Source organism: Synechococcus sp. MIT S9508 (assembly GCF_047303045.1).
Lineage (GTDB): Bacteria > Cyanobacteriota > Cyanobacteriia > PCC-6307 > Cyanobiaceae > Synechococcus_C.
Map to the genome: position 1 here is coordinate 1,479,427 of NZ_CP138941.1, position 19,051 is coordinate 1,498,477.

Consider the following 19,051-nt stretch of genomic DNA (forward strand, 5'->3'; position numbering starts at 1 on the left):
CTTGTGAGCGATCAGAACATCGATGCGGATCGCGTTTGATCCGCATCGGACATGGAGAAAAAATAAGTAGCAAGCGCTACTCGTATTCCCAAGCAACCTTGCCCCAGTTTATTTCTCAAATGTCTTTGCTCTTGGCGCGTCCTATGAGACTTCGAGGGATAAGCCTTGCTGATGGCGGGTTATCCTGTGGAAAAAAAAGGTCGATTTTCCACTGATCTCAAGAGCTTTTCCACAGAAAATCCCCGAAACAGCAGATGAAAATTGAAAATCTGTGGTTTTTGATCCGAGTGCCATTCGCCGCTTGACAGAAAAGGGACCTCGCTGGAAAGCGAACTGTTGGACCCCATCGCTGAGTAGGAAACCACTGCCACGACACGAGTCTCGTCTGAGATCAGCGATTGCTGGCAATTCTGCGAGAGCTTTGACGTCCTTTCAGATTCATGGCTTTGTGGTGGCGGAAAGCCGGACGTCCGAAGACTGAATGGATCGCAACCAATTGGAACGCTGCGTCAACCCCGCGCTGGCTGCCGCCACTGAAGAAGAGGCGTCGTTTGTGAGTTTGGAATCTGAAATTCCTGAAGTCCTTTTCACCGCGATGAAAGGGTTCATCGGTGCCAACCCCAACTGGGATCAATATCAGCTGATGAGTTCAGCGTTAGCTCGATTTTTGTACCAGAACGGTTGTAGCGAAAGAGCAGTGACGGAGCGTTATCTCGATGACTTGTTTGCAAGTCCGATCGTTGAATGTTCAAAGCAATAGAAGGGCTCAACAGCAACTTGAAAAGTTCGTTTTCAAGTGATCAGTTTTGATTGATTTGAGTGCTGTTAGATATGAATGTCAGCGAGCATATTGATTGTCGCGAGCTAATCTTCAGAGGCCGTCATTCCAGTTAGAAGAAGGCCTTCTTTTGGCTCAAATGCTGGGATAAGCGTTTGCCAATCCCCAAAGAGCCCAGGCTGCGATGTAGGCGAAGGTCAACGTGGCCCACGCTGTCGTGATTGAACTGGGGCGCTTGGACAGTGGGAGCTGGATTTTTCTCGCCATCACTTGAGGCCAGACATCTCCCCATTGGTTGCTCAATCCGGCCTTGGTGACCACTGATGTGTTCGAGCTCTGACGGAGCACCTGACTGGCGCAAGCTCATCAAGGTGCATGCGCAGATCGAGCTGGACCGTCGCCTGTTGCAAGGTGGAAGAGATTTCAGGCTGCCTGATGACCACCATTACTTTGCTGGGTATTGGCCTTCTAGGCGCTGCAATCGGACAAAGGCTGCTTGATGTGGGCTGCACGCTGAACGTGTGGAATCGCAACCCCACTCGCTGTGCTGGGCTTGTGCAGGCAGGGGCTCAGCAGCTGAACCTTCCCGGTGAGGGGCTGGACTCTTCATCCGTTGTGATCACAGTGCTGCGTGATGGTCCAGTTACCGCTGAGATCATCGGCAGCCTCGGTCCCTTGGCTGGGAGATGCATCGTGCCGATGGGAACCATGGGTATCAGTGAGAGCGTCGCCCTCGCTGAGCAGGTGCGCCTGCAGGGAGGCTCATATCTGGAAGCTCCGGTGCTCGGCAGTCGTCCTGAGGCCTTGAAAGGCAGATTGTTGGTGATGGCCGGCGGCGAGCAGCAGGTGTTTGAAGCTCAGTTGCCCCTGCTGCGCCAGTTGGCGTCAGAGCCGCGTTTGATGGGTTCTGTGGGCACGGGCGCTGCCTCAAAGCTGGCTCTCAACCAGCTGATCGCCAGCCTCACTCATGGATATTCACTGGCGCTGCGTTTAGTTCAAGCCTCCGGTCTGGACGTTGATCGCTTCATGGAGGTTCTGCGTCCGTCTGCTCTGTATGCCCCCACTGTCGACAAGAAGCTTGAGCGGATGGTGTCTCACCACTACGGCGATCCAAACTTCAGCACCAGCCTGTTGCGAAAGGATCTACATCTCTTTCTGAAGGAGGCGCGATTGGCGGGAGTGAATGCCTCTGCTCTTGATGGACTTGCGAGTTTGCTGGAACGCGCTGACGGTACGGATCTGGATGATGGCGACTATTCCTCCCTCCATGAACTGACGGACGGACGATGAGTTGGCGGTTGTGTTGAAGCTCAGCTGAGGTACCAGCGGATCAGGGCCACCACCTGCCCGGCGGGACCATGGCCGGTGATCCACTCGCCGACGATCGCGGCTGCAAATCCCACCATTGCGGTGCGGCCATTGATTCGCTCAACGATCTCCAGAGCCGAGGTGTTCCAGGGACGTTTGGTGGTGAGGCTTTCACCGAAGGCTTCGATGGGTTCGTATTGATATCGCTGATCGGGCATGGAGGGAGGCGCTTGTGCGGCACAGAAGCTTATGCAATCTCCGCAGAAACCTGAATAGTGTGATTTTCTTTCTTGGACTTCGCTGTGAACGTTGATCGTCTGCGTGAACTGTTCACCAAGCCCTACGGCATGGCTGCGCCCACTGAGGAGCAGTGGCGAGAGCTCTATGACGAGAATGTGCGATTTAAGGACCCGACTCAGGAGCGTCAAGGCATCAAGGCCTACGTGGAGGCCCAGGACGGCTTGATGCGGCGTTGCGATGACGTGTATCTCACTCCCGCCGCTATCGCCGTCGAGGGCGACACCGCATTTGTGGAATGGGAGCTGGGACTCAAAATCAAGGGAATTGAGTTCGTCTACCCAGGCACGAGTCGGCTGCGCTTCAACGCCGAAGGCAAGGTGGAGGACCACAGGGACTACTTCGATTTCGTGGGGCCAACCTTTGAGCCCGTGCCAGTGGTTGGTGGATTTGTGCGCTGGCTTTACAAGCGGTTTGTTGACTGAGCACGGCTCAGTTTCCAGAACAGCAGGCTGAGGGTTGCAGCCCCGAAACCAAGGAACAAAGTGATGAGAGCTTCGCTGGTCATGTCAAGCACTCTTAATGTTCCTTCATTTTGGGGCGCCTTGACTCATGTCGCGTCCTGGCTGGAATGAGTATATCTGCTTATTTTTTGTCTGATCTGCTCTTTGGTCACACGAGTCAGGGGGCCAGTCCCTTACGTTTCGTAAACTATCTTTTATTTCTGTGATCAGGGCAATTCTTACTCGACCCTTCCTTGCTGATGTCGGCCTTCTTCTGCTCCGGGTCTTCACTGGAGTGCTCCTGATTCATCACGGTTACGAAAAGCTTGCCAATATCGGCAATTTTGCAGACGCTTTCGTTCGTCCTTTGGGACTTCCCTTCCCAATAACGCTGTCTTACATCGCAGCCTTCTCAGAAGTTGGCGGCAGTTGGTTGCTGATCACCGGATTGCTCACCCGCTTCGGTGCTCTAGCCATCCTCGGAACAATGTCGGTGGCGATTTACCACGCTGTCAGCACTGCTGGATTCAATATTTATCTACTTGAGCTTCTTGGTTTGTACTTCGCTTCTGCAACAGCAATTCTGGCTGTAGGACCTGGCCGACTTTCCGTCGATGAGCTGATTGCCCGACGCTTTGCAACCGACACTCGCTCCCAAGCCGATCTGCTTGAGGCAGCTTTCACTGCAAACAGTGAGTCAGCTGAAGAGATCAATGCCGACGTTGTTGCTGACGGCGTCGGTTGAAACAGCTATCGACCTGCCTCAGTACACAGATTGAGGCAGGGTGAATCCACTGTTCATGTGTTCGAAATCGAGCAAGACCCAGCTGAGCCAGATCACCAAAGCCACAACGCCAGAAACCGCAGCGAAGCGGGCGAAATAGCGGGCAACCAGCTCAACAATGCTGATTTCCTTCATCGATTAATGGCGAGGATCTTCATTTTGCTCGATTTGTCGCTCTGCTGATGCCTTTCCAGCTCGACGCTCCAACATTCAGTCTGCTCGTGGTCGGCTCGGTCTTCGCCGGTCTGCAGGTCTGGTGGATTGGCTCACTGGTGATTCGCAACAATCGCCGTCGCGGAGAGCGACCTCTCTCCACTCAGCAATTCCGACGCGATCTGGAACGTATCTTTCGTCAGGAATCCTGATCGAGCCAAGCTGAAATGTGCGGTCGTTATGCCCTTGCCACGCCCCTGAGCCAGTTGCCGGCTACGTTGCTCGAAAGCATGGATCAGGAACACCGCAATCGCTACGCACCACGCGATTTGATTCTTCCTGGCGAGCCCCTGCTGGTCTATCGCTCTGACCAGTCGGATCCAGAAGCATCGCTGATGCTTTGGGGATTGATTCCCGTTTGGCAGAAGGATCCGTCGCAGGGACCCAGGCCTTTCAATGCCCGTTCGGAAACGGTCGCAGACAAGCCCAGTTTTCGAAGTTCCTGGCGTCATCGACGCTGTCTGATCCCTGCCAGTTGTTTCTTCGAAAAAGGTCGCGCGATCAGACGCATTGATCGCCAACCCTTCTGGCTTGCGGGCCTCTGGGAGCGTTGGTTGGGGAGTGATGGCAGTGAGGTTGATAGCTGCACTGTCCTCACAACGAGTCCGAATCAGCTCGTCAAGCCACTGCATCACCGGATGCCCGTGCTGATTCCGCAGGGATTGGAAGAAGCCTGGATGTCAGCCTTGGATGGCCAGCAGTTGAGAGCGCTTGAGCCGCTTCTCAGTCCATGGGATCCCAGTGGCTGGGAAGTGGTCTCTAGCAAGGATGATGGCCAGCTTTCGTTGCTTTCTGCTCTGCAGAGCTGATCCGTTGGTGAACGGACGAGGTTTTCGGCAAACACCAATTGCTTTGAAACCAATCCTGTTCAGGCAGTGAGTCGATGGTTTGCGAAAAGACGTTCGACGGTGCCTCTCCTTTTGAGCCATACAGCTTCCATCTGCATCAATTGAATCCCTCGCCTGGTCGAGGAGACCTTGCTTTGTGGAGCAATTGATACAGCGCAGGGACGCGTGAGTATCAAAATCTAATTGGCACTGATGATTATGGCTAACACGCAAGCTACAACTTTTCAGCGTCGAGTTGGAGAAGTGCTGATTGCTCAATTCTCCTCGAAGCTTCTGCTCAATCTGATTTTTCTCCTGACCTGGTTTTGGGGAATTTTCTGGATTGTTAATGCAGCGGAATCGGATTTCAGCGTTTTCATCGCGGGTCTGCCGGCAATGCTTCTTGTCGCCGGTGGATGGTTCACCTTTTTAAATAGAGGCTTTAACCGGAAATGAACAGCTCCACTCAGGTCACAACTGAATTGCCAAAGAATTTTCGGGCTTTTGGCTTTGCATTCTTTATGACTGGTGCTTGCTTCCATTGCATTGACTTTCTTGGTGCTGAAGACACTTTGATGTGGGGAATGGGGCTCGGATTTTTAGGAGCACTTCTATTGTCGTTATATTTTTGGGGTCGAATTGCTGTGAATAAGAAATTCTGGAAATATTTGGTCTAACGATTGTCTCCAAATCTTTGGGTTGCGCCTGAATGGCGCACTGTCGGTTCAGCGTCTTCCTCTGTAGATAGCAGCTGCTTAAATCTCGATCATGTTTCGATGACGACCGGAGCTTTGATTTGTCTGGCCCTTTGGATTTGGCTGAAGCATCGGGTTGTTTGTTTCGACGACCACGGTTGCTATTTCCATTGATGCATTGATGTGAGCGTGATCTGATCGGAGGAATTGTGCCCTAAGTGATTGGGGTTAATCTGAACAGGATGCTGAGCTATCGATTCCGCGAGGGTGTTCACGTTGATTCGGGTGAGAACGCTGTTTTCATCACCACTCCCTATGCCACGAGGCTGAACTCTATTCAGCAAAGCCTGAAGATTGAAGATCCAAGTGATTGGTTGAAGATTCTTTTGCATGATCTGTCTGAATCGGGCGTAAATCGGGCGCAAATTTTTAGAAATAATGATCCATTATTCGTTATTGCTGATCATCAAGAGCTTCTTTATCAGCTTGAGACTTTTTACGCGAGGGGGTTGCTTTTTATTGAAATTAGTGGATTAAACGGTGCAGCAATCTGTCTTGATCCTGTGAAGTCGTTGCTTCACCGAAAGAGTCTCCCTGTCGGCGACTACCGCATTAAGTTTTCAAAGTTTGTTCGTGTTCTGCCTCGGGTAGATGGGCTACAGATCACAACACCTTTGGCAACGGCAATGGTTTTGCTGAAGGATCAACGATTGTTCCCGACCCTCGTGAAACTTGTTTCAGCGTGCGATCAGAAGAGCTTCCAAGAAGCTCTTCCTGTTGATCTGCTTGAACACCATGAGGATGTTGTTTCTCTGTTGTTGAGTTCTGGTATCGCAGGCGTCTGTGATCACGAGGGTGTTGTTGATATCGATAAGGACGCTGTCGATGCGGGCTGGACGCCTGAAGACCTCGCGTTTCACTGTCATACGCGTGAACAGATGATTGATGTATGTCGCGATCCATCACCCCCGAAGCCCATTAACAAACAGCAGTTTCCTGCGAAGCATCAAAGAATCATTCTCTCTACTGCTGTTCTTCCTGAGCCATCCCACAATCATCACAACCTGGGTTTTTTTCAAGTTGTTCGCGAACGTAAAACAATCCGCGCTTATCACGAACAGCCCGTGACTGCAGGTGTGTTGAGTGATTTCCTCTGGTACTCCATGCACATTCGGGAGGAAATTCTCTGCGATCCAGGTCTATCGCGAGCGTATTCCGGCTTGTTGAGACCTGTCGCCAGTGCAGGAGCTCTTCATTCCATTGAGCTGTACTTATGCATCCACCGATGCATCGGCCTTCAGCCTGGGTTTTATCACTACGACTCCTTCAATCACTCTCTAGGAAAACTGAGTGATCTCGGCGAACCTTGTCTTCAGATGCTCGACCTTGCCGCTGCCTCCACCTGTCGTGCACCTCAGGTCACTTCTGTATCGCCGAGCCAGGGCCAGCGACCGGATGTGCTTGTTGTGATGGCTGCCCGCTACGGCAGACATGCAAGTCTTCATCAGCACACCGGTTTGTCCTACGCGTTGATCCTCAAAGATGTGGGGTCGATCTACCAGCAGCTGTATCTGGTGGCCACGGCGCTCGGCCTCGCTCCTTGTGGGCTGAGTTTTGGCAGCAGCGAATTGTTTGAGCAGGCTTCAGGCCTTTCCGGTCGGCTGGAATGTTCCGTGGGTGAATTCATGATTGGCAATCCAGCGTCAACGCATGGATTTGACCCGGGGGCTGCTGTTTTGGCTTAAAGCCTGTCCTGCCGCAGACGCCTCATGGTGTTTCTGGGAATCATTCGGTTGTCTTGCAGTGAGGGCATCCGATTCCCTGGCTGTCGTGCGCGCGGATGAAAGCCGATCAGCACCATGCCAATCAGCATCAGAACGATCACCGCTCCGGCTCGAAGCATCTGGAGCATCAGCTGATCTCGTCCTCCAGTCCAGGTTGCACCACACCCTGCTCGAGCGGCAGCAACTCTTCGTCATCGCCGGCCCTGCTGCGCACCGGAGCGCTGAAGCCGCGAGCGCGTGGGTTTTTCACCTCAAACGGTCCTGGTGTTCCAGCCGGCACTGCCAGTCGCAGTGCAAAAGGGTGGTCTCCTGGAAGCACATCGCCGATCGATCCCACGCGTGTGCGGTTCTGGAGCACCGGTTCGCCACTGCGATCCAGAATTCGGGCGTACACATCAGTATCCACAACGGAGTTGCGGCCGGGGTTGTTGACGTTTCCGCTCAGCACGTAGCAGCTAGCTCCTTCCGGGCTGGTGATGTTGCTTCGTTGCCTGTTGCTGTTGCTCGGCTGGGAGCCCGGGTCGGCAGCGTCGCAGGGAGCGAGGCTCACGGAGGTGAGCTGCAGGTCTGCTGCCCATGCCGGTTGCGCCATCAGCAGGAGGGCTGCAAACAGCAGTGAGAACAGGCTTCTCAGCATGGGACCCAGACAGGATGGGCGGACGCTATCAGGGCTCAATCGCTCCCGCGAGCAGAGAGCGCCGCTCGTCGCTAGAAGAGAGCGAACTTCAGCGTCTGACGCATTCACTTCATGCAGAGCCCTTCGTCGATGCGATCGGTCACCCCAGGAGGTCCCGAAGGTGGTCTGGTGGCGATCGTTGCCCTTGTTTTGGCCGGTTTGCTGCTCTTGGGTCAGGCGCTGTTTGTTGTCCCAGCCGGTGAGGTGGCGGTGATCACCACCCTTGGCAAGGTGAGTGGTGCTCCGCGCCAGCCGGGCCTCAATGTGAAAGCTCCGCTGGTGCAGCAGGTGTGGCCATTCAGCATCAGAACTCAGGTGAGGCCCGAAAACTTCGCCACGCTCACCAAGGATCTTCAGGTGATCCAGGCCACGGCTACCATCAAATACGCCTTGCGCCCTGATGAGGCCGGCCGGGTTTACAGCACGATCGCCAGCAGTGATCGCGATGTTTATCCGCGCATCATTCAGCCTTCGCTTCTGAAAGCGCTCAAATCGGTGTTTTCCCAGTACGAGCTGGTCACCATTGCGTCTGAGTGGAATGACATTTCCTCGCTGGTGGCCTCCACGGTTGCTGAAGAACTTGACCAGTTCGATTACGTGAAGGTTGTGGGCCTGGATCTCACCGGTCTGGAGATTGCTGAGGAATACCGAGCTGCCATCGAGCAGAAACAGATTGCTGAACAGCAGCTGCTTCGCGCCCAGACCGAGGTCAAGATTGCTGAGCAGGAAGCGCTCCGTTACGACACGCTCAACAAGAGCCTCGATGATCAGGTTCTCTACAAGCTTTTCCTGGATAAGTGGGATGGCCAGACCCAGGTTGTTCCTGGTCTGCCAGGTGGTGCTGGCGGAACTCCTCCGGTGATTGTCGGCCGGAAGTGATATTTTTTCAGCCGCTGGTATTGATCAGGTCATTCGCGCCTGAGAGGTTTGTCCTCCCGGTCGGCTGGCCTGTGAGGTTGGTCTGAGCATGAATCAACGCGCAGCTACAGGACTGTTGCTGGTGCTTCTGTTGGGTCTGATCACCCACTGCGCTGCTCGTACGCGGGTGAGGGTTCAGTACCGGGTGTTGCCGCAACAAGGGCCTTTGCCGCAGGCTCCTGCTCCTTCACAGCAGCGCAATCAGCGTCCAGGTGTGCTGATGTGATGCCGCTTGTCAGGGCAGCTGCCATGGCTCGTGTGTTGGGGAAGAAAAACCGATGGATGCGGATCTTCCCTTCTGGTTGGGTTAGCGGTGGAGAAACCCTCTGGAGGTTCCCCATGTCCATGAAACAGCTGGAGACTTTTCTCGCCAGGGCTAACGGCAACGACAACATCCGCCGCGAGGTTGAGCAGTGCGCTGGTGACACAACCTGCGTGGCCAAGGTTGGAATGCGCCATGGGCACAAGTTTTCCGCTGCCAACTTCAGCCGCTGGCAACGCGAGCACAAGTGATCATTCGGGCCGCCACTTGATCAGTTGGCGGCCCTTATGTAACGGCACATTGACGACATCCACGCCTTTTCCGTTGAAGCTTTTAGAACCGCCGGGTTGGATATTCGAGCGTTCCATGCAGATCAGCTTCAGCAGTGAACTGGCACATTCAATGGCTGTGATGCTGATGGAATTGCACGCTGAACTGGAAGAGTTTGCTTACCAGCAGGATCATGTGTCTGATCATGCTGAGCAACTGTCCACCAATCTGCTGGGAAGCTCGGCTCAAGCCTGATCTGGATCCACTGGCAGTCCACGCATTTTCAGAGCAATCTGTCTGGCCAATAGCAGCCCCGGATACAGGCGATTGGCTCGACCAGAATTGCTGAACAGTCCATTCAGCAGGAGCAGCAGAGGATCGCTGGGAGACAGCTGCTGACAAAGCCTGGAGATGGCTTCACTGCCATGCCAAATCAGGTCTTCATCCATCAGCACAGCGCCGTTGCTGAGATTGAATCCTCGGTTGCGCAGTTCAGCTCTCAGCGCATGGTCACTGCGGCCGTCCCTGATCACCAGGTCGGGAAGACCACCCATCAGTTCACTGCGGTGTGCGAAATGCCTGCAGAACGGGCAGCCGCCGTCATAGACGAGTGTGAGAGCCATGCAGACATCCTGGCGTGTTCAGATGCTGTTCAGCGGCAGTGGTAAGCAACGGTCTGCCGTCAATTCTCTGTGTAACGGAAGCGCGCTGCACTCTGAACGGTAGGTTGATGCCATCGATTAAACGGATCGCATCGGGCTCGAATGGCAGACAAGGAACTCCTCAGAGAGGTGGCGCTTGAGCTTTGGGGCTCAGTCAAGAAGCTGCGTCCAGGCCTACCAAGGGAGTCTCGGCTTGAGCTCACGCTCAAAGCCTTGATGGTGATCGGCGATCTGCATGACCAGGTGCAGGCGGCTGTGGTGGTTGGCGTGATTGCTGAACAGGAACCTCCTGAGAATGAGCCTGAAGGGCAGGATGTGACCAAGTCGGCAGACTCGGCAGACTCCGCTCCTGAAGTCGAACAAACACCTGACGGTCGCCGAGTGGTGCGTCGCCGCTCCCGCTCCACCAGTTGAGTTGCGCGATCGCGCCAGTTGTTGTTGATGCAGCAGTGCTGGGTTGGATTCGTTTTGGTGCTGTTGCCATTGGATCGGGTGACGACAGTCAGCCGTTCTGACCAGCTTCAGGACTGTGAAACTCCAATGATGTTCTCTAATGAGTGGTGGTCTCTCGCTTGAATCGCTCAAAGAGCGACAACGGTATGCCGACTGGTATGAGGCAAAACCTGAGGAGGAACAGCTGCTGATCGATGAAATCGCAGACCAGACTGATTACATTCTTGGCGAAGATCAGAACAATGCATTTATCATTCTTTTAAGGCAAAACGGAATCAGGACTGCCGATCAGTTTGTTGATTCCTTTTGCGTCGAATATGAGGGTGTTGTCCAGTCTGATGAGTTTGTGGTCATTACTTTTGAGGGTAATTCATACTTTTTTAGAAGGTTGTGCAGTCGCTCCCAATAAAAACTTGGCCTGATAGATGAATGGGGTAAGCACCTAACCATGAGATCCCCAGTTTTCAAGCTGATTGAAGCCCACTCAGCTTGTAGCACCGCTTGAAGGTCTGAGCTCCAGCACATCTCAAGCAGCTCGTTAAAGGGCTGACTGGAATGGGAGTAATAGCCGCATCGCAGTAACAGTATTGGTTCGTGGCTGTGCTTTAAGAAGACGACTATCTGACTCCATCCGTAGCTAGTAATTGAATAACTCTGTGAGTGACTATAAGACTCGCTCTTCTTTCTGCTCTAGGTTTGGCGATTGCTATACCAGCAGCTTCTGTTGCGGAAAATCTTAGGAAAGGTGAATGGGACTATCTCACAACTGCTGATGATGAATACTCTTGCTACGGTCGTGTGCTTTCAAGGATGGGGGATCAAGTTGTAATGAAAGTCCTAGTTGCCAACCCTAAAGATGAGGTTGAAAAGGATTATGTGGTTACTTATGCCATTGAATGCAAAAAGATGGCAATTAAACAAAGTGGGGGAAAGTAAATGGGAGAAAATTGACAAAACTTCCGTTGCCCAAAGTTGGTGGAGTTGGGCATGCAAATAACACCTCGCTTCTGGTGGCTCATATCCTGCCTGAGGTGACTCAAGAATCCTCCAGCATGCCTTTTCAACTTGCTATAGGTTCAAGGTGACTGCGGCTTTAATAGCACCCACGCAGTGATGGAACAGAGCCGCACCCCTTATTAGGCTAAAGCTCCTTTCTGCCTTTGATCACATCGGTTGATTGACAGCATTAAGTTCACTCCTGATAGAATGACTGATGTTACTTATCAGTTCATTGACCTTCCCAAGCAATACGGTTAAGTTGCAAACAGCATGCCATTGGCAATGAAAACACTGTTACTACTTATCGCCTTGCTTACTGCAGCTGCAGCTCCAGCTCCAGCACAAGCTGAAAGATATGATTTTGGCCAGGGCGTAGCTGCAATGGGGTGTGCAATGCTGGATTCAGGTTACAGCAATCGAGAAGTGGAAAATGTATTGAATTCGCTAGAGAGATCTATTGTCAGAGATGGAATCAGTAAGAGGGGGCAGGCACAAATGGTAAGAGGTTTTAATTATCAGACTTCTAGGCTGAACTGCTCATTGAGGTATAGAGACTAATCTGATGTCCAGTAAGCCAAAGCTTTTGTCGACTACCCAGGCAGCTTCCTTTTTAGTTGCGTTTTTTGTTGTTATTTCGCTGTGGGTTCAAGTCCTTTTGAGCTGGACTCGTGAAGGTGTTATTGCTCTGCAGCCTGTAACACTGTCTGATTACATAGTCATACTTGCACTATTTGTAGCGGTTCCTCTAGTTGTTATTGCTTTGTTTGTTGCTTGGGCTGCTTATTTGGCTTTGCATAGAGCTCAGTCTGATTAGATGGATGCTTACAAACTACTAGTCCTGTTAAAAGAAGGAAGACTGATACTCTATTCATTGATTGCTTTGCAAATGCCTTTGGTTGAAAATTTACCAATGTACAGGCCTTCGAGAGAAGCGCCTTTGCAAGGATCTGATTTCATTCTGATGACTGCATGACAGATCGCGAATCTTTCAAGGCAAGCATAAATAATTGATACAAAATATAAGCTGCAGGCGTGACAAAACTGGTTACAAGCAATTTATGCGATAATTGGATCAATATCGTTGCTCAAGATGAAAAAAAGCAGATATGTCTTATCTTCTGGAGAGGCAGAGATCTCAAAGAAAACCTGCAATGCTTCTCCTGGAAAATTTAGTATTTGGTGGACTCTTCTATCTCTTGGCCTCCAACGAAAGGAGCTCCACCAAGGCTGGCTCGTGTTTACCAATCAACGAGTGATCTTTTGCAAGCGTCACTGGCTCAAGGCGGACTTACTGGGGCTTTTTCATGCATTTATTCCAAGCAAGCGCATTTTATGGGAAGTCAACACAGAAGATATTGAGTCCATCAGTCCTCGTACGTGCCTTCTGATATACCCAGTGCAACGGGTTAGGACAACTCGGCAAGACGGAGAGATTTACGATTTTGGGTATGGAAACGAAGGTATGAAGGAACTCTGCAAGTTGACAAACATCAAATATATAGAGAACTAAGTATCAATGAATTTACCTAAGCCTATTTTGCAAGGTTTTATTTACAGCATGGGAACGAGTGAGGACTTGAAATGCGTTAAAGGTGTCTCTTACTTCAAGTTAAACAATGAACAAGGTAAGGAAATTAATACATGCTACGCAGCGATGGTTAACACAGAAAGTTTTTTAATTCCATATAAGTTGCATGTTAGCAAGTATGTCATTGCCGAAGTGAATGCCGGTAAGAATGATGCGGGAGATCAGTATTATGAATTAGACCAAGATTGGAAAGAAGAGCTTCAGTCGGTCCAGCTCCTTCCTGCCTCACTGCCAAAATATCAAATAGGAATGGACTCATATTGGCCAGCAATTGGGCTTGGTCTTCTGTTCGTTGGCTGGATTGGTTTTGTCATTGTGCAAGCAGTCAATTCTAAAGTCGAATCAGAAAATTCATTGTCGGACGACCAAGCATCTGAGAAGTAATTGCAAAAGTCGATTAATATATTGCCTCCCAACATCACTAGCTGATTTGCATCAGCTCTCAGACTGTTTGAAAGACTCGTTCCATGCTGATGCATCAACTTCTTCGCATACGCCTTCAGCTCTATAAGTCGATGATTGATTCTTGGCTTTGACGATCCCTGTACCTGTTGAAGAGTTTAAATATGGCGGGGATAATTTAATTTTGGTTACGTCGTCAACCTTTACTTCGTCATCATCAACTTTTTGAATAATAGTTGCTATTTTATTTTTTAGCGCAAAGTTGACTGTCAGTCCAGCACGTGAGTCGTGCATTGTCTTCTTCGAAAAGTCTATCTTAAGGATGGATATGTCATCTATTGTTCTGTCTTCAACTATTTCGGATGTTATTAAATCGGTAATGACTATATCAACTGACTGCTTGCATCTCAAATAAAGCAAGTCATCTGCAATGGCAGGTGATGCTGAGAGAAGCAGAGCGCCAAGAATTGGAAGGTATTTCATATCAATAGGCTAGAGAGGACTCTCTATTTTATCTGCCACCTGCGAAGGGATTGGCAATTGCTCAACCGTACCGATTCCTGTACGACTCTAGGATTTCCATAAGTTCCTCAACCTTTTTCCCATAACAGTCACTCAGTGAGCGCATCTGGTCATCATGATTCATCCAGAAGCTCACAAACTCCGTCTTGCTTTTGGATAATCCTGTTCCATGTTGCACAATCGTGATCCCAAAACGGTTAATGTCACTCCAGCGATAATAAAACTTTCGAAACATCACCCTATTCCTTATGCCATCTGGCCCTAGTTTCAGCCAGCTACTATTAGGCCAAAGCGTCAATACGGATATCAGCATTCCTAAGCCGCCCAGCACGCAGAGGAACAGCCCAAGCAATGTTTCAGTGTCGTGATCTCCTATCAGGAAGATCCCCATTGTAATAAAGATGATGCAGCCCAGTAACACCAATACCCACTTGGTTTTGTTGGGATAAAGCGTCATTGACTCCGATAGCAATTCCTGTTGATTCACAAGCCTTAGTGTGCTCCCAATAGCTGTTCATAAGCTTAGAGACGACTGCCTATTCCATCTACCACCAATGAAAGTCCCCCAAATTAAGGCCCTCGGGCGATCTTTGACCCGTTTGTGGGATGCGCCTTCATCACCCTTTCAGCGACGGTGCGTATGTTCACAATCAATCAATCAATCAATCAATCAATGAAAGGTCTTAAGCGGGTTGTTCTCTGCTCTGCTGTTGGCGGTCTTCTGCCTGCGGTGTCGTTCTTCGCAGTAGATCCTGACATCAAAAAGCCCTGCATCTAGTATAGAGACATCAATCTGGGTTCTACAGATCTAAAATGACATTATCAACAGTTCTTGTGTATGTTTCTATTCCATTCGTATTAGTCACCCTGTACTTCGGTACAAGGAACGGTTTTTACAATACAGATAAGTATGACGGAGACGGAACCGCTCATAAAGTATTGAAGTGATTTAACAAGAAAGTAAAGCGATGAAGACCCAAGTCCTTCTGGTATTGATGGCATTCGGATGCTCGCCAGTGATAGAACCTTTTGCTCGACCCATGAGGTCACAGTATTAGGCACACTATCGATTCAATAGCCGCATCCCTTGATCGTAGATTTCAGTTGCGTACTGGGTCCATTGACCCTGACCCCAGTATCTAAAGCAGCTGGTTTCCAGCAGCAGCAGATGCATCAGTGCATCTCGGAAGGCAGGTGACTGCGACAAGCCTGGCTGTTCAGAGAGCTGCTGATCGAACTGCTGGTGAAAGCTTGCGCTGAAGCGCTGCATCGGTTGGAGCACGTTGTCGTATCCCTCAACCCAGCTGAGGTTGTTGGTCCATGAAGCACCCTCCATGGAAAAACCGTCGTTGGCTGAGCTGAGCTCATCGATGCTTGTGGCAACGCTTTTCACGTCACCAGAGTCACCCGCCTTCTGCCATAACCGATTTTGGTGCACGGCTTGGATGCGGGGATGATCACTCGTCTTCAGTCCCATTGCCTCGAGTTGTTCGAGGTATTCCGATCCATTGAGTGCGGCTGTGTCTGGTTGGCTGTCGCGAATGCGGCGATTGGCTTGACGGAAGGCTTCCGGAAATTCATTCATCATCACACCACCGTTCTCTCCGTCTGCGATCTGGCTTACGAGAGAGGGGATCTCAACGTTGCCAAGTCGTTGGCGACTGAGACCAAACGCTTCCTCACACGGTTGCATTTGCCCGACGAGTTTGGTGTCGGACCCCTGGGTCTTTATCAAGGCTGTGATGCTGACTTCCTCGCCTGAGCAGGAACGAGCCACCAGCCTGTTGGGAACAAAACGTTGTTGGGAACTGAGGGGTGATCCATCCAGCTGTTCCACGCTGTGTTCCTGAACGATCAGCCAGCGATAACCGCCTTGGAGCAGGCTGTTCACTAGCGCAAACAGGGTGTCCGGGTGATTGGGCAGGTGCATTTCCGGCAGTGAGAACCCACGTACGCGCTGGAGAGCGGCGTCGCCAAATAGGTCGGCGAACTGGTGTTGCCATGCGCTGATCTGCAGAGCCAGATCTGGAATGGGCGTGGAGGGTGCAACGGCATGGCTCCAGAATGTGCCCAGCCATTCCACGTGTCTTTCCATCTCGGCATCACAGGCCAGGTAATGAAGAGCCTCGGTAATGTCTCGGCGTTGCATCTGCGTGACGCCCCAGAGAAGATTTCCTGAGTAATCGAGCATGATCCGCGGATTGCAGCCCTCTTGGATCAACTCCGGGATCAGCGTCGCCATGCGCCTGTAGCACTCAGCGAAGGGTTCAGCGTTGTGGTTATCGCCTTCATTCGGATGTTCCAGCATGTACTGCAGGTGGGAGATCAACTCTCCATTGGGACCTGCGGGCACCGTGGGTTGATGCATATGCAGCGCACAGGCGAAGGCCGATTTCAGCCCCTGAGCTCCGTGCTCGGTTGATGGCCAGTTCCGAGTCGACTTCTGCATCAAAGTGCGCAGCTCCTGCTCTCTTCCACAGATCACAGGGTGGTGTGCTGACTGGATCGCCATGAACGCCTCTCTTGTTGAGCAGGATGTGATTGATGCTGGTCGCGGTCAGGCGATGTCTCGCTCCCTAACCGCGACAGCCGTTTGAGTCGGCATGAATGAACCCCCGGAATTCAGAGTTGGTGCTGAATTCCGGGGGTTTTTGCCAGCAATTTGCTGGTTTGGTGACCGCACCATCCGGATGAATGGAACGGCCTAACTCGCTCGTTTGTTCATTGGCTTCCTGTCTGAATCTGAACGTGAATCCTGGTTGAATTCGTTGCGAAGGACAGTGAGTGAAGCGAAGGAAAGTAGAAGCGAACAATCCTGCTGTGAGCCTCTTGGACCAGATTTCTGTGAGGCTTGGCTGATCGGATCGGCCTTGATGACCTGATCAATTACACCTCATGTTGGTTGAGAGAAACGTTGGAGCAGTGACGAACAGCCGAATCGCTTCTCAGATCTGCTCAGGTGGAGTGTCTGCCGTCATCCGGTGCCTCCGATTGGATGACTCCAGTGTTGATGTTGTGTGGCCCCCTGGGCAATCAGTGCAATCACGCATTGTTCTGGGTTGAGACCTGCGTCAGGCTGAATTCATAGTGGCTACTGCTTCGCCCCGATGCCGTCTTGCGGAGTGATGCAGATGTTTCAATCTTTGGCCCAGCGCTGACTGCACCTGCTGGAGCAGTTCATGTCCCCATCCGGGTAGCTGAAACCAGCTTTGCGGGCATTCTTTTCAACTTCCGCTGGGCTTGAACCACTGAAGCTTCTGGTGGTTTTGGCCTCGACAGCGATGGAGGCTGCCAGCAAACCAGTGGCTGTGACCAGAGCGATGCTGATTGAGCGCATGATGAGGGTGAAACGGAGTTGATCCTCTGGTTTTCAGGTATTCAGGTCAAGAAATGGCAAGCAATCGTTTGAATGGGCGATCTCGATCCCAGGCTTGAGCGATGGGATTACTTCACTGTCCACTCTGTATGGGTCTGGCTGTTTTGTCGGCGCTTCGCTTCTCTGCTCACGCTGTGATGGCCTTTCAGCTTGAGAGGCAACGACTGGAACGTTCGTCCCACGTCGATCACTCGATGGGAATGCTGCTGCGCCTGTGATGAAGGCGATTCGTGGTTATTGCTCTGAGACCACCCAGGCGGTGGCAGCCCGTTGGCGGAAATAGAGGTCAGTGAGTTCCCGTGCCAGAGATTGAAGTTCATGCACATCAGTGGTGGCATCAATCATCCGCTTGAGCGACTCGGCTTCGAATTGCTGAGAAAGATTGACCTGCATGAAACAGCTAGTTGATGACTGAAGCTTAAAAAAATGTCACGACCGTTCGCGAGAGCCCTTGTCCGGCAGATCTGCGATGGCACTCGCGGTGGCCTGTCGCGAGCGTCATGATGTAACAACTTCGTTACAAATCTCCGATGACCCTCGGCGAGCTATTCCTGGAAAGCCTTTCCACAGGTGTGATTACAGAAGATGAGGTGGATTGGCTGGCTTCTCATCAACATGTTTTTTCGCGAGCCGAGGAGGCCGCTGCAGTCCGCTTGGGACGCTTGATGGACGATGGCGTGGTCAACCTCGGTTGCCGTGTTCCGCCTCAGTGGCTTCAGCATCGGGATGTGGTTGAACACTGGATTGAGCCTCTCGGTCGGCGGCGTCATGCGGCGCAGGCTTGATGCGATGCCGCAGCCCAGTGAATGAGTATCCGAGACGTGAGAGCGTGAATTCTTCAAGCATGCGGATGTGAACTTCACTGCGGTGCTCTTCTCCGGGCTGACCACGCTTTCTCTTTCGGTTGGTCAGCAGGAAGCGGGGATCATTCCGTCAGGCGATTTTCAGCAACTGCCTGCCGGTGGAGCCACGTCCAGCTTGTTCCAATTCATCGAAGAGAGCGTTGTTGTTGAAGGCACCAGGTCAAAATTTGAACGGGCTCGATTGCTGATCCGAGGATTGCCTGTGAATGAGGCGATGGTCCGTCTCGCTGAGTTCTTTCTTGGCAGCCCCTATTTGGCCATGTCTCTCGATCAATCCGGTCGAGAACAGTTGCGTCTCGACCTGACCCAGTTCGATTGCATGCTGTTCGTCGAACAGCTGCTAGCCATTGTGTCGGCTGATTCGTTTGACGGTTTCGCTGAACTGACCCGGCGCCTTCGCTACCGAAACGGCGAGATCAGTTATTGCACACGTCAGCATTATTTCCACGACTGGGTTGGCTCGGCGCAGCTTCAGGGAGTGCTTGAGACGTCTCCCGTCTGGCCTGGGCAGGCCATGCGCCATCTGTCGCTCAATTTCATGTCGAGCCATCGCGATCGATACCCCGCCCTGCAATCGCCTGCTCTGTTTGATTGCATCGATGCTCTGGAGCAGGGAAGGCGGATTGATCAGCATTACCTGCCGCTTGCGGCGCTCGACGATGCGCTTCCCAGTCTTCAATCCGGCGATATTTTTGCTGTGGCAACGCGGGTCGCAGGTCTTGATGTGAGCCACACCGGGGTTCTGGTTCGAGATGGTTCTCGGCTGGATGCCATCCATGCAGCCCCCGGTCGAGGCGTGATGCGTTCGCGATCATTCACCACTTACCTTCGCTCAGTGCCTGATGCAATCGGTGCAGTGATCGTGAGGCCGCAAAGGGTCAAGTCAGTTTCATTTCTGCGGCAATGAAGCGCTTACCTCGAAGTCCTGTCG

32 protein-coding genes are annotated in these 19,051 nt (G+C 51.8%); 21 read left to right on the forward strand and 11 right to left on the reverse strand.

The features are described 5' to 3' along the window. Window positions 1-481: 481 nt before the first annotated feature. Window positions 482-760 carry a DUF2811 domain-containing protein gene (locus SIB42_RS07850; protein ID WP_067093037.1) on the forward strand — a complete coding sequence of 93 codons (279 nt, stop codon included), beginning with the start codon at window positions 482-484 and terminating at the stop codon, window positions 758-760. Between the two features lie 153 nt (window positions 761-913). On the opposite strand, the gene SIB42_RS07855 is transcribed toward SIB42_RS07850, so the two are convergent. Continuing rightward, window positions 914-1,126, reverse strand: coding sequence for a hypothetical protein (locus SIB42_RS07855; RefSeq protein WP_067093038.1), 213 nt, complete (start codon window positions 1,124-1,126; stop codon window positions 914-916). Window positions 1,127-1,213: 87 nt separating this feature from the next. Here SIB42_RS07855 and SIB42_RS07860 point away from each other — a divergent pair, with 87 nt between their 5' ends. Further along, complete coding sequence (locus SIB42_RS07860; protein ID WP_067093168.1) at window positions 1,214-2,068, forward strand: NAD(P)-dependent oxidoreductase; 855 nt, start codon at window positions 1,214-1,216, stop codon at window positions 2,066-2,068. Window positions 2,069-2,088: 20 nt separating this feature from the next. On the opposite strand, the gene SIB42_RS07865 is transcribed toward SIB42_RS07860, so the two are convergent. Further along, the gene (locus SIB42_RS07865) at window positions 2,089-2,304 is read right to left on the reverse strand and encodes a chlorophyll a/b-binding protein (protein WP_067093039.1); all 216 of its coding nucleotides are present in this window, start codon (window positions 2,302-2,304) and stop codon (window positions 2,089-2,091) included. Window positions 2,305-2,433: 129 nt separating this feature from the next. On the opposite strand from SIB42_RS07865, the gene SIB42_RS07870 reads away from it, so the two are divergent. Together SIB42_RS07870 and SIB42_RS07875 are read left to right on the forward strand one after the other, a co-directional pair. Next, window positions 2,434-2,808 carry a nuclear transport factor 2 family protein gene (locus SIB42_RS07870; protein ID WP_156485117.1) on the forward strand — a complete coding sequence of 125 codons (375 nt, stop codon included), beginning with the start codon at window positions 2,434-2,436 and terminating at the stop codon, window positions 2,806-2,808. Window positions 2,809-3,049: 241 nt separating this feature from the next. Next, a complete protein-coding gene (locus tag SIB42_RS07875; protein ID WP_067093040.1) occupies window positions 3,050-3,571 on the forward strand; it encodes a DoxX family protein in 522 nt (173 codons plus the stop codon). Window positions 3,572-3,589: 18 nt separating this feature from the next. On the opposite strand, the gene SIB42_RS07880 is transcribed toward SIB42_RS07875, so the two are convergent. Continuing rightward, window positions 3,590-3,745, reverse strand: coding sequence for a hypothetical protein (locus tag SIB42_RS07880; RefSeq protein ID WP_197459838.1), 156 nt, complete (start codon window positions 3,743-3,745; stop codon window positions 3,590-3,592). A gap of 47 nt (window positions 3,746-3,792) precedes the next feature. Here SIB42_RS07880 and SIB42_RS07885 point away from each other — a divergent pair, with 47 nt between their 5' ends. From SIB42_RS07885 to SIB42_RS07900, 4 genes are all read left to right on the forward strand, one after another. Further along, the gene (locus tag SIB42_RS07885; protein ID WP_067093041.1) at window positions 3,793-3,975 is read left to right on the forward strand and encodes a hypothetical protein; all 183 of its coding nucleotides are present in this window, start codon (window positions 3,793-3,795) and stop codon (window positions 3,973-3,975) included. A gap of 15 nt (window positions 3,976-3,990) precedes the next feature. Next, window positions 3,991-4,632, forward strand: a complete 642-nt coding sequence (locus SIB42_RS07890; protein ID WP_067093042.1) for an SOS response-associated peptidase — start codon at window positions 3,991-3,993, stop codon at window positions 4,630-4,632. A gap of 237 nt (window positions 4,633-4,869) precedes the next feature. Further along, window positions 4,870-5,106, forward strand: a complete 237-nt coding sequence (locus SIB42_RS07895) for a hypothetical protein (protein ID WP_115126805.1) — start codon at window positions 4,870-4,872, stop codon at window positions 5,104-5,106. A 964-nt stretch (window positions 5,107-6,070) separates the two neighbouring features. Next, window positions 6,071-7,090 (forward strand): SagB family peptide dehydrogenase, encoded by a 1,020-nt coding sequence (locus SIB42_RS07900; protein ID WP_413327756.1) that lies wholly within the window; start codon window positions 6,071-6,073, stop codon window positions 7,088-7,090. On the opposite strand, the gene SIB42_RS07905 is transcribed toward SIB42_RS07900, so the two are convergent. Both SIB42_RS07905 and SIB42_RS07910 read right to left on the reverse strand, forming a co-directional pair. Next, a complete protein-coding gene (locus SIB42_RS07905; RefSeq protein ID WP_156485095.1) occupies window positions 7,087-7,257 on the reverse strand; it encodes a hypothetical protein in 171 nt (56 codons plus the stop codon). The genes SIB42_RS07900 and SIB42_RS07905 overlap by 4 nt on opposite strands. After that, window positions 7,257-7,766 carry a hypothetical protein gene (locus tag SIB42_RS07910; protein ID WP_067093046.1) on the reverse strand — a complete coding sequence of 170 codons (510 nt, stop codon included), beginning with the start codon at window positions 7,764-7,766 and terminating at the stop codon, window positions 7,257-7,259. The genes SIB42_RS07905 and SIB42_RS07910 overlap by 1 nt, the downstream gene beginning before the upstream one ends. A 111-nt stretch (window positions 7,767-7,877) precedes the next feature. Here SIB42_RS07910 and SIB42_RS07915 point away from each other — a divergent pair, with 111 nt between their 5' ends. The 4 genes from SIB42_RS07915 to SIB42_RS07930 all read left to right on the forward strand — a co-directional run bounded on the left by SIB42_RS07915 (window position 7,878) and on the right by SIB42_RS07930 (window position 9,510). Then, window positions 7,878-8,684, forward strand: coding sequence for a prohibitin family protein (locus SIB42_RS07915; protein ID WP_369818414.1), 807 nt, complete (start codon window positions 7,878-7,880; stop codon window positions 8,682-8,684). Between the two features lie 88 nt (window positions 8,685-8,772). Next, window positions 8,773-8,949: a hypothetical protein gene (locus tag SIB42_RS07920; RefSeq protein WP_197459839.1), complete on the forward strand. Its 177-nt coding sequence runs from the start codon at window positions 8,773-8,775 to the stop codon at window positions 8,947-8,949. Further along, window positions 8,949-9,236 carry a Nif11 family protein gene (locus tag SIB42_RS07925; RefSeq protein ID WP_067093047.1) on the forward strand — a complete coding sequence of 96 codons (288 nt, stop codon included), beginning with the start codon at window positions 8,949-8,951 and terminating at the stop codon, window positions 9,234-9,236. The genes SIB42_RS07920 and SIB42_RS07925 overlap by 1 nt, the downstream gene beginning before the upstream one ends. 115 nt (window positions 9,237-9,351) lie before the next feature. Next, a complete protein-coding gene (locus SIB42_RS07930) occupies window positions 9,352-9,510 on the forward strand; it encodes a hypothetical protein (protein WP_197459840.1) in 159 nt (52 codons plus the stop codon). Here the strand turns inward: SIB42_RS07930 and SIB42_RS07935 are convergent. After that, a complete protein-coding gene (locus SIB42_RS07935; protein WP_067093048.1) occupies window positions 9,501-9,878 on the reverse strand; it encodes a DCC1-like thiol-disulfide oxidoreductase family protein in 378 nt (125 codons plus the stop codon). The genes SIB42_RS07930 and SIB42_RS07935 overlap by 10 nt on opposite strands. A 141-nt stretch (window positions 9,879-10,019) precedes the next feature. Between SIB42_RS07935 and SIB42_RS07940 the strand changes: the two genes are divergently transcribed. From SIB42_RS07940 to SIB42_RS07965, 6 genes are all read left to right on the forward strand, one after another. After that, the gene (locus SIB42_RS07940; protein WP_067093049.1) at window positions 10,020-10,331 is read left to right on the forward strand and encodes a TIGR03894 family protein; all 312 of its coding nucleotides are present in this window, start codon (window positions 10,020-10,022) and stop codon (window positions 10,329-10,331) included. Window positions 10,332-10,470: 139 nt separating this feature from the next. Further along, the gene (locus SIB42_RS07945) at window positions 10,471-10,779 is read left to right on the forward strand and encodes a hypothetical protein (RefSeq protein WP_067093050.1); all 309 of its coding nucleotides are present in this window, start codon (window positions 10,471-10,473) and stop codon (window positions 10,777-10,779) included. A 251-nt stretch (window positions 10,780-11,030) separates the two neighbouring features. Continuing rightward, complete coding sequence (locus SIB42_RS07950) at window positions 11,031-11,306, forward strand: hypothetical protein (RefSeq protein WP_156485096.1); 276 nt, start codon at window positions 11,031-11,033, stop codon at window positions 11,304-11,306. A gap of 625 nt (window positions 11,307-11,931) precedes the next feature. Then, window positions 11,932-12,183, forward strand: a complete 252-nt coding sequence (locus SIB42_RS07955; RefSeq protein WP_197459841.1) for a hypothetical protein — start codon at window positions 11,932-11,934, stop codon at window positions 12,181-12,183. Continuing rightward, on the forward strand, window positions 12,184-12,342 hold the full coding sequence (locus SIB42_RS07960; protein WP_413327761.1) for a hypothetical protein: 159 nt from the start codon (window positions 12,184-12,186) through the stop codon (window positions 12,340-12,342). It begins immediately after the preceding gene. Window positions 12,343-12,885: 543 nt separating this feature from the next. Further along, the gene (locus tag SIB42_RS07965) at window positions 12,886-13,341 is read left to right on the forward strand and encodes a hypothetical protein (protein ID WP_067093052.1); all 456 of its coding nucleotides are present in this window, start codon (window positions 12,886-12,888) and stop codon (window positions 13,339-13,341) included. 51 nt (window positions 13,342-13,392) lie between these two features. On the opposite strand, the gene SIB42_RS07970 is transcribed toward SIB42_RS07965, so the two are convergent. The 4 genes from SIB42_RS07970 to SIB42_RS07985 form a co-directional block, all read right to left on the reverse strand. After that, window positions 13,393-13,842, reverse strand: a complete 450-nt coding sequence (locus tag SIB42_RS07970; RefSeq protein WP_156485098.1) for a hypothetical protein — start codon at window positions 13,840-13,842, stop codon at window positions 13,393-13,395. A gap of 61 nt (window positions 13,843-13,903) precedes the next feature. After that, on the reverse strand, window positions 13,904-14,338 hold the full coding sequence (locus SIB42_RS07975; protein ID WP_067093054.1) for a hypothetical protein: 435 nt from the start codon (window positions 14,336-14,338) through the stop codon (window positions 13,904-13,906). Window positions 14,339-14,944: 606 nt separating this feature from the next. Next, the gene (locus tag SIB42_RS07980) at window positions 14,945-16,393 is read right to left on the reverse strand and encodes a glycosyl hydrolase family 57 (RefSeq protein ID WP_067093055.1); all 1,449 of its coding nucleotides are present in this window, start codon (window positions 16,391-16,393) and stop codon (window positions 14,945-14,947) included. A 624-nt stretch (window positions 16,394-17,017) separates the two neighbouring features. Then, window positions 17,018-17,218 (reverse strand): hypothetical protein, encoded by a 201-nt coding sequence (locus tag SIB42_RS07985; RefSeq protein ID WP_067093056.1) that lies wholly within the window; start codon window positions 17,216-17,218, stop codon window positions 17,018-17,020. Between the two features lie 101 nt (window positions 17,219-17,319). Here SIB42_RS07985 and SIB42_RS07990 point away from each other — a divergent pair, with 101 nt between their 5' ends. Further along, window positions 17,320-17,475, forward strand: a complete 156-nt coding sequence (locus SIB42_RS07990) for a hypothetical protein (protein WP_197459842.1) — start codon at window positions 17,320-17,322, stop codon at window positions 17,473-17,475. A gap of 16 nt (window positions 17,476-17,491) precedes the next feature. Here SIB42_RS07990 and SIB42_RS07995 read toward each other — a convergent pair whose 3' ends face one another. Then, window positions 17,492-17,650: a hypothetical protein gene (locus SIB42_RS07995; protein ID WP_170951883.1), complete on the reverse strand. Its 159-nt coding sequence runs from the start codon at window positions 17,648-17,650 to the stop codon at window positions 17,492-17,494. A 137-nt stretch (window positions 17,651-17,787) separates the two neighbouring features. On the opposite strand from SIB42_RS07995, the gene SIB42_RS08000 reads away from it, so the two are divergent. Both SIB42_RS08000 and SIB42_RS08005 read left to right on the forward strand, forming a co-directional pair. Then, complete coding sequence (locus tag SIB42_RS08000; RefSeq protein ID WP_067093057.1) at window positions 17,788-18,042, forward strand: hypothetical protein; 255 nt, start codon at window positions 17,788-17,790, stop codon at window positions 18,040-18,042. Between the two features lie 67 nt (window positions 18,043-18,109). After that, on the forward strand, window positions 18,110-19,027 hold the full coding sequence (locus SIB42_RS08005) for an N-acetylmuramoyl-L-alanine amidase-like domain-containing protein (RefSeq protein ID WP_067093058.1): 918 nt from the start codon (window positions 18,110-18,112) through the stop codon (window positions 19,025-19,027). The last annotated feature ends 24 nt before the right edge of the window (window positions 19,028-19,051 follow it).

Bases quoted from the DNA above. Each gene is read 5' to 3' on its own strand.
- SIB42_RS07935 (WP_067093048.1), bottom strand. From the start codon at position 9,878: ATGGCTCTCACACTCGTCTATGACGGCGGCTGCCCGTTCTGCAGGCAT.
- SIB42_RS07925 (WP_067093047.1), top strand. From the start codon at position 8,949: ATGCCGCTTGTCAGGGCAGCTGCCATGGCTCGTGTGTTGGGGAAGAAA.
- SIB42_RS07930 (WP_197459840.1), top strand. From the start codon at position 9,352: ATGCAGATCAGCTTCAGCAGTGAACTGGCACATTCAATGGCTGTGATG.
- SIB42_RS07940 (WP_067093049.1), top strand. From the start codon at position 10,020: ATGGCAGACAAGGAACTCCTCAGAGAGGTGGCGCTTGAGCTTTGGGGC.
- SIB42_RS07880 (WP_197459838.1), bottom strand. From the start codon at position 3,745: ATGAAGGAAATCAGCATTGTTGAGCTGGTTGCCCGCTATTTCGCCCGC.
- SIB42_RS07850 (WP_067093037.1), top strand. From the start codon at position 482: ATGGATCGCAACCAATTGGAACGCTGCGTCAACCCCGCGCTGGCTGCC.
- SIB42_RS07870 (WP_156485117.1), top strand. From the start codon at position 2,434: ATGGCTGCGCCCACTGAGGAGCAGTGGCGAGAGCTCTATGACGAGAAT.
- SIB42_RS07955 (WP_197459841.1), top strand. From the start codon at position 11,932: ATGTCCAGTAAGCCAAAGCTTTTGTCGACTACCCAGGCAGCTTCCTTT.
- SIB42_RS07905 (WP_156485095.1), bottom strand. From the start codon at position 7,257: ATGCTCCAGATGCTTCGAGCCGGAGCGGTGATCGTTCTGATGCTGATT.
- SIB42_RS07895 (WP_115126805.1), top strand. From the start codon at position 4,870: ATGGCTAACACGCAAGCTACAACTTTTCAGCGTCGAGTTGGAGAAGTG.
- SIB42_RS07890 (WP_067093042.1), top strand. From the start codon at position 3,991: ATGTGCGGTCGTTATGCCCTTGCCACGCCCCTGAGCCAGTTGCCGGCT.
- SIB42_RS07910 (WP_067093046.1), bottom strand. From the start codon at position 7,766: ATGCTGAGAAGCCTGTTCTCACTGCTGTTTGCAGCCCTCCTGCTGATG.
- SIB42_RS07975 (WP_067093054.1), bottom strand. From the start codon at position 14,338: ATGACGCTTTATCCCAACAAAACCAAGTGGGTATTGGTGTTACTGGGC.
- SIB42_RS07995 (WP_170951883.1), bottom strand. From the start codon at position 17,650: ATGCAGGTCAATCTTTCTCAGCAATTCGAAGCCGAGTCGCTCAAGCGG.
- SIB42_RS07980 (WP_067093055.1), bottom strand. From the start codon at position 16,393: ATGGCGATCCAGTCAGCACACCACCCTGTGATCTGTGGAAGAGAGCAG.
- SIB42_RS08000 (WP_067093057.1), top strand. From the start codon at position 17,788: ATGACCCTCGGCGAGCTATTCCTGGAAAGCCTTTCCACAGGTGTGATT.
- SIB42_RS07860 (WP_067093168.1), top strand. From the start codon at position 1,214: ATGACCACCATTACTTTGCTGGGTATTGGCCTTCTAGGCGCTGCAATC.
- SIB42_RS07990 (WP_197459842.1), top strand. From the start codon at position 17,320: ATGGGATTACTTCACTGTCCACTCTGTATGGGTCTGGCTGTTTTGTCG.
- SIB42_RS07885 (WP_067093041.1), top strand. From the start codon at position 3,793: ATGCCTTTCCAGCTCGACGCTCCAACATTCAGTCTGCTCGTGGTCGGC.
- SIB42_RS07915 (WP_369818414.1), top strand. From the start codon at position 7,878: ATGCAGAGCCCTTCGTCGATGCGATCGGTCACCCCAGGAGGTCCCGAA.
- SIB42_RS07970 (WP_156485098.1), bottom strand. From the start codon at position 13,842: ATGAAATACCTTCCAATTCTTGGCGCTCTGCTTCTCTCAGCATCACCT.
- SIB42_RS07960 (WP_413327761.1), top strand. From the start codon at position 12,184: ATGGATGCTTACAAACTACTAGTCCTGTTAAAAGAAGGAAGACTGATA.
- SIB42_RS07945 (WP_067093050.1), top strand. From the start codon at position 10,471: ATGAGTGGTGGTCTCTCGCTTGAATCGCTCAAAGAGCGACAACGGTAT.
- SIB42_RS07865 (WP_067093039.1), bottom strand. From the start codon at position 2,304: ATGCCCGATCAGCGATATCAATACGAACCCATCGAAGCCTTCGGTGAA.
- SIB42_RS07965 (WP_067093052.1), top strand. From the start codon at position 12,886: ATGAATTTACCTAAGCCTATTTTGCAAGGTTTTATTTACAGCATGGGA.
- SIB42_RS07920 (WP_197459839.1), top strand. From the start codon at position 8,773: ATGAATCAACGCGCAGCTACAGGACTGTTGCTGGTGCTTCTGTTGGGT.
- SIB42_RS07985 (WP_067093056.1), bottom strand. From the start codon at position 17,218: ATGCGCTCAATCAGCATCGCTCTGGTCACAGCCACTGGTTTGCTGGCA.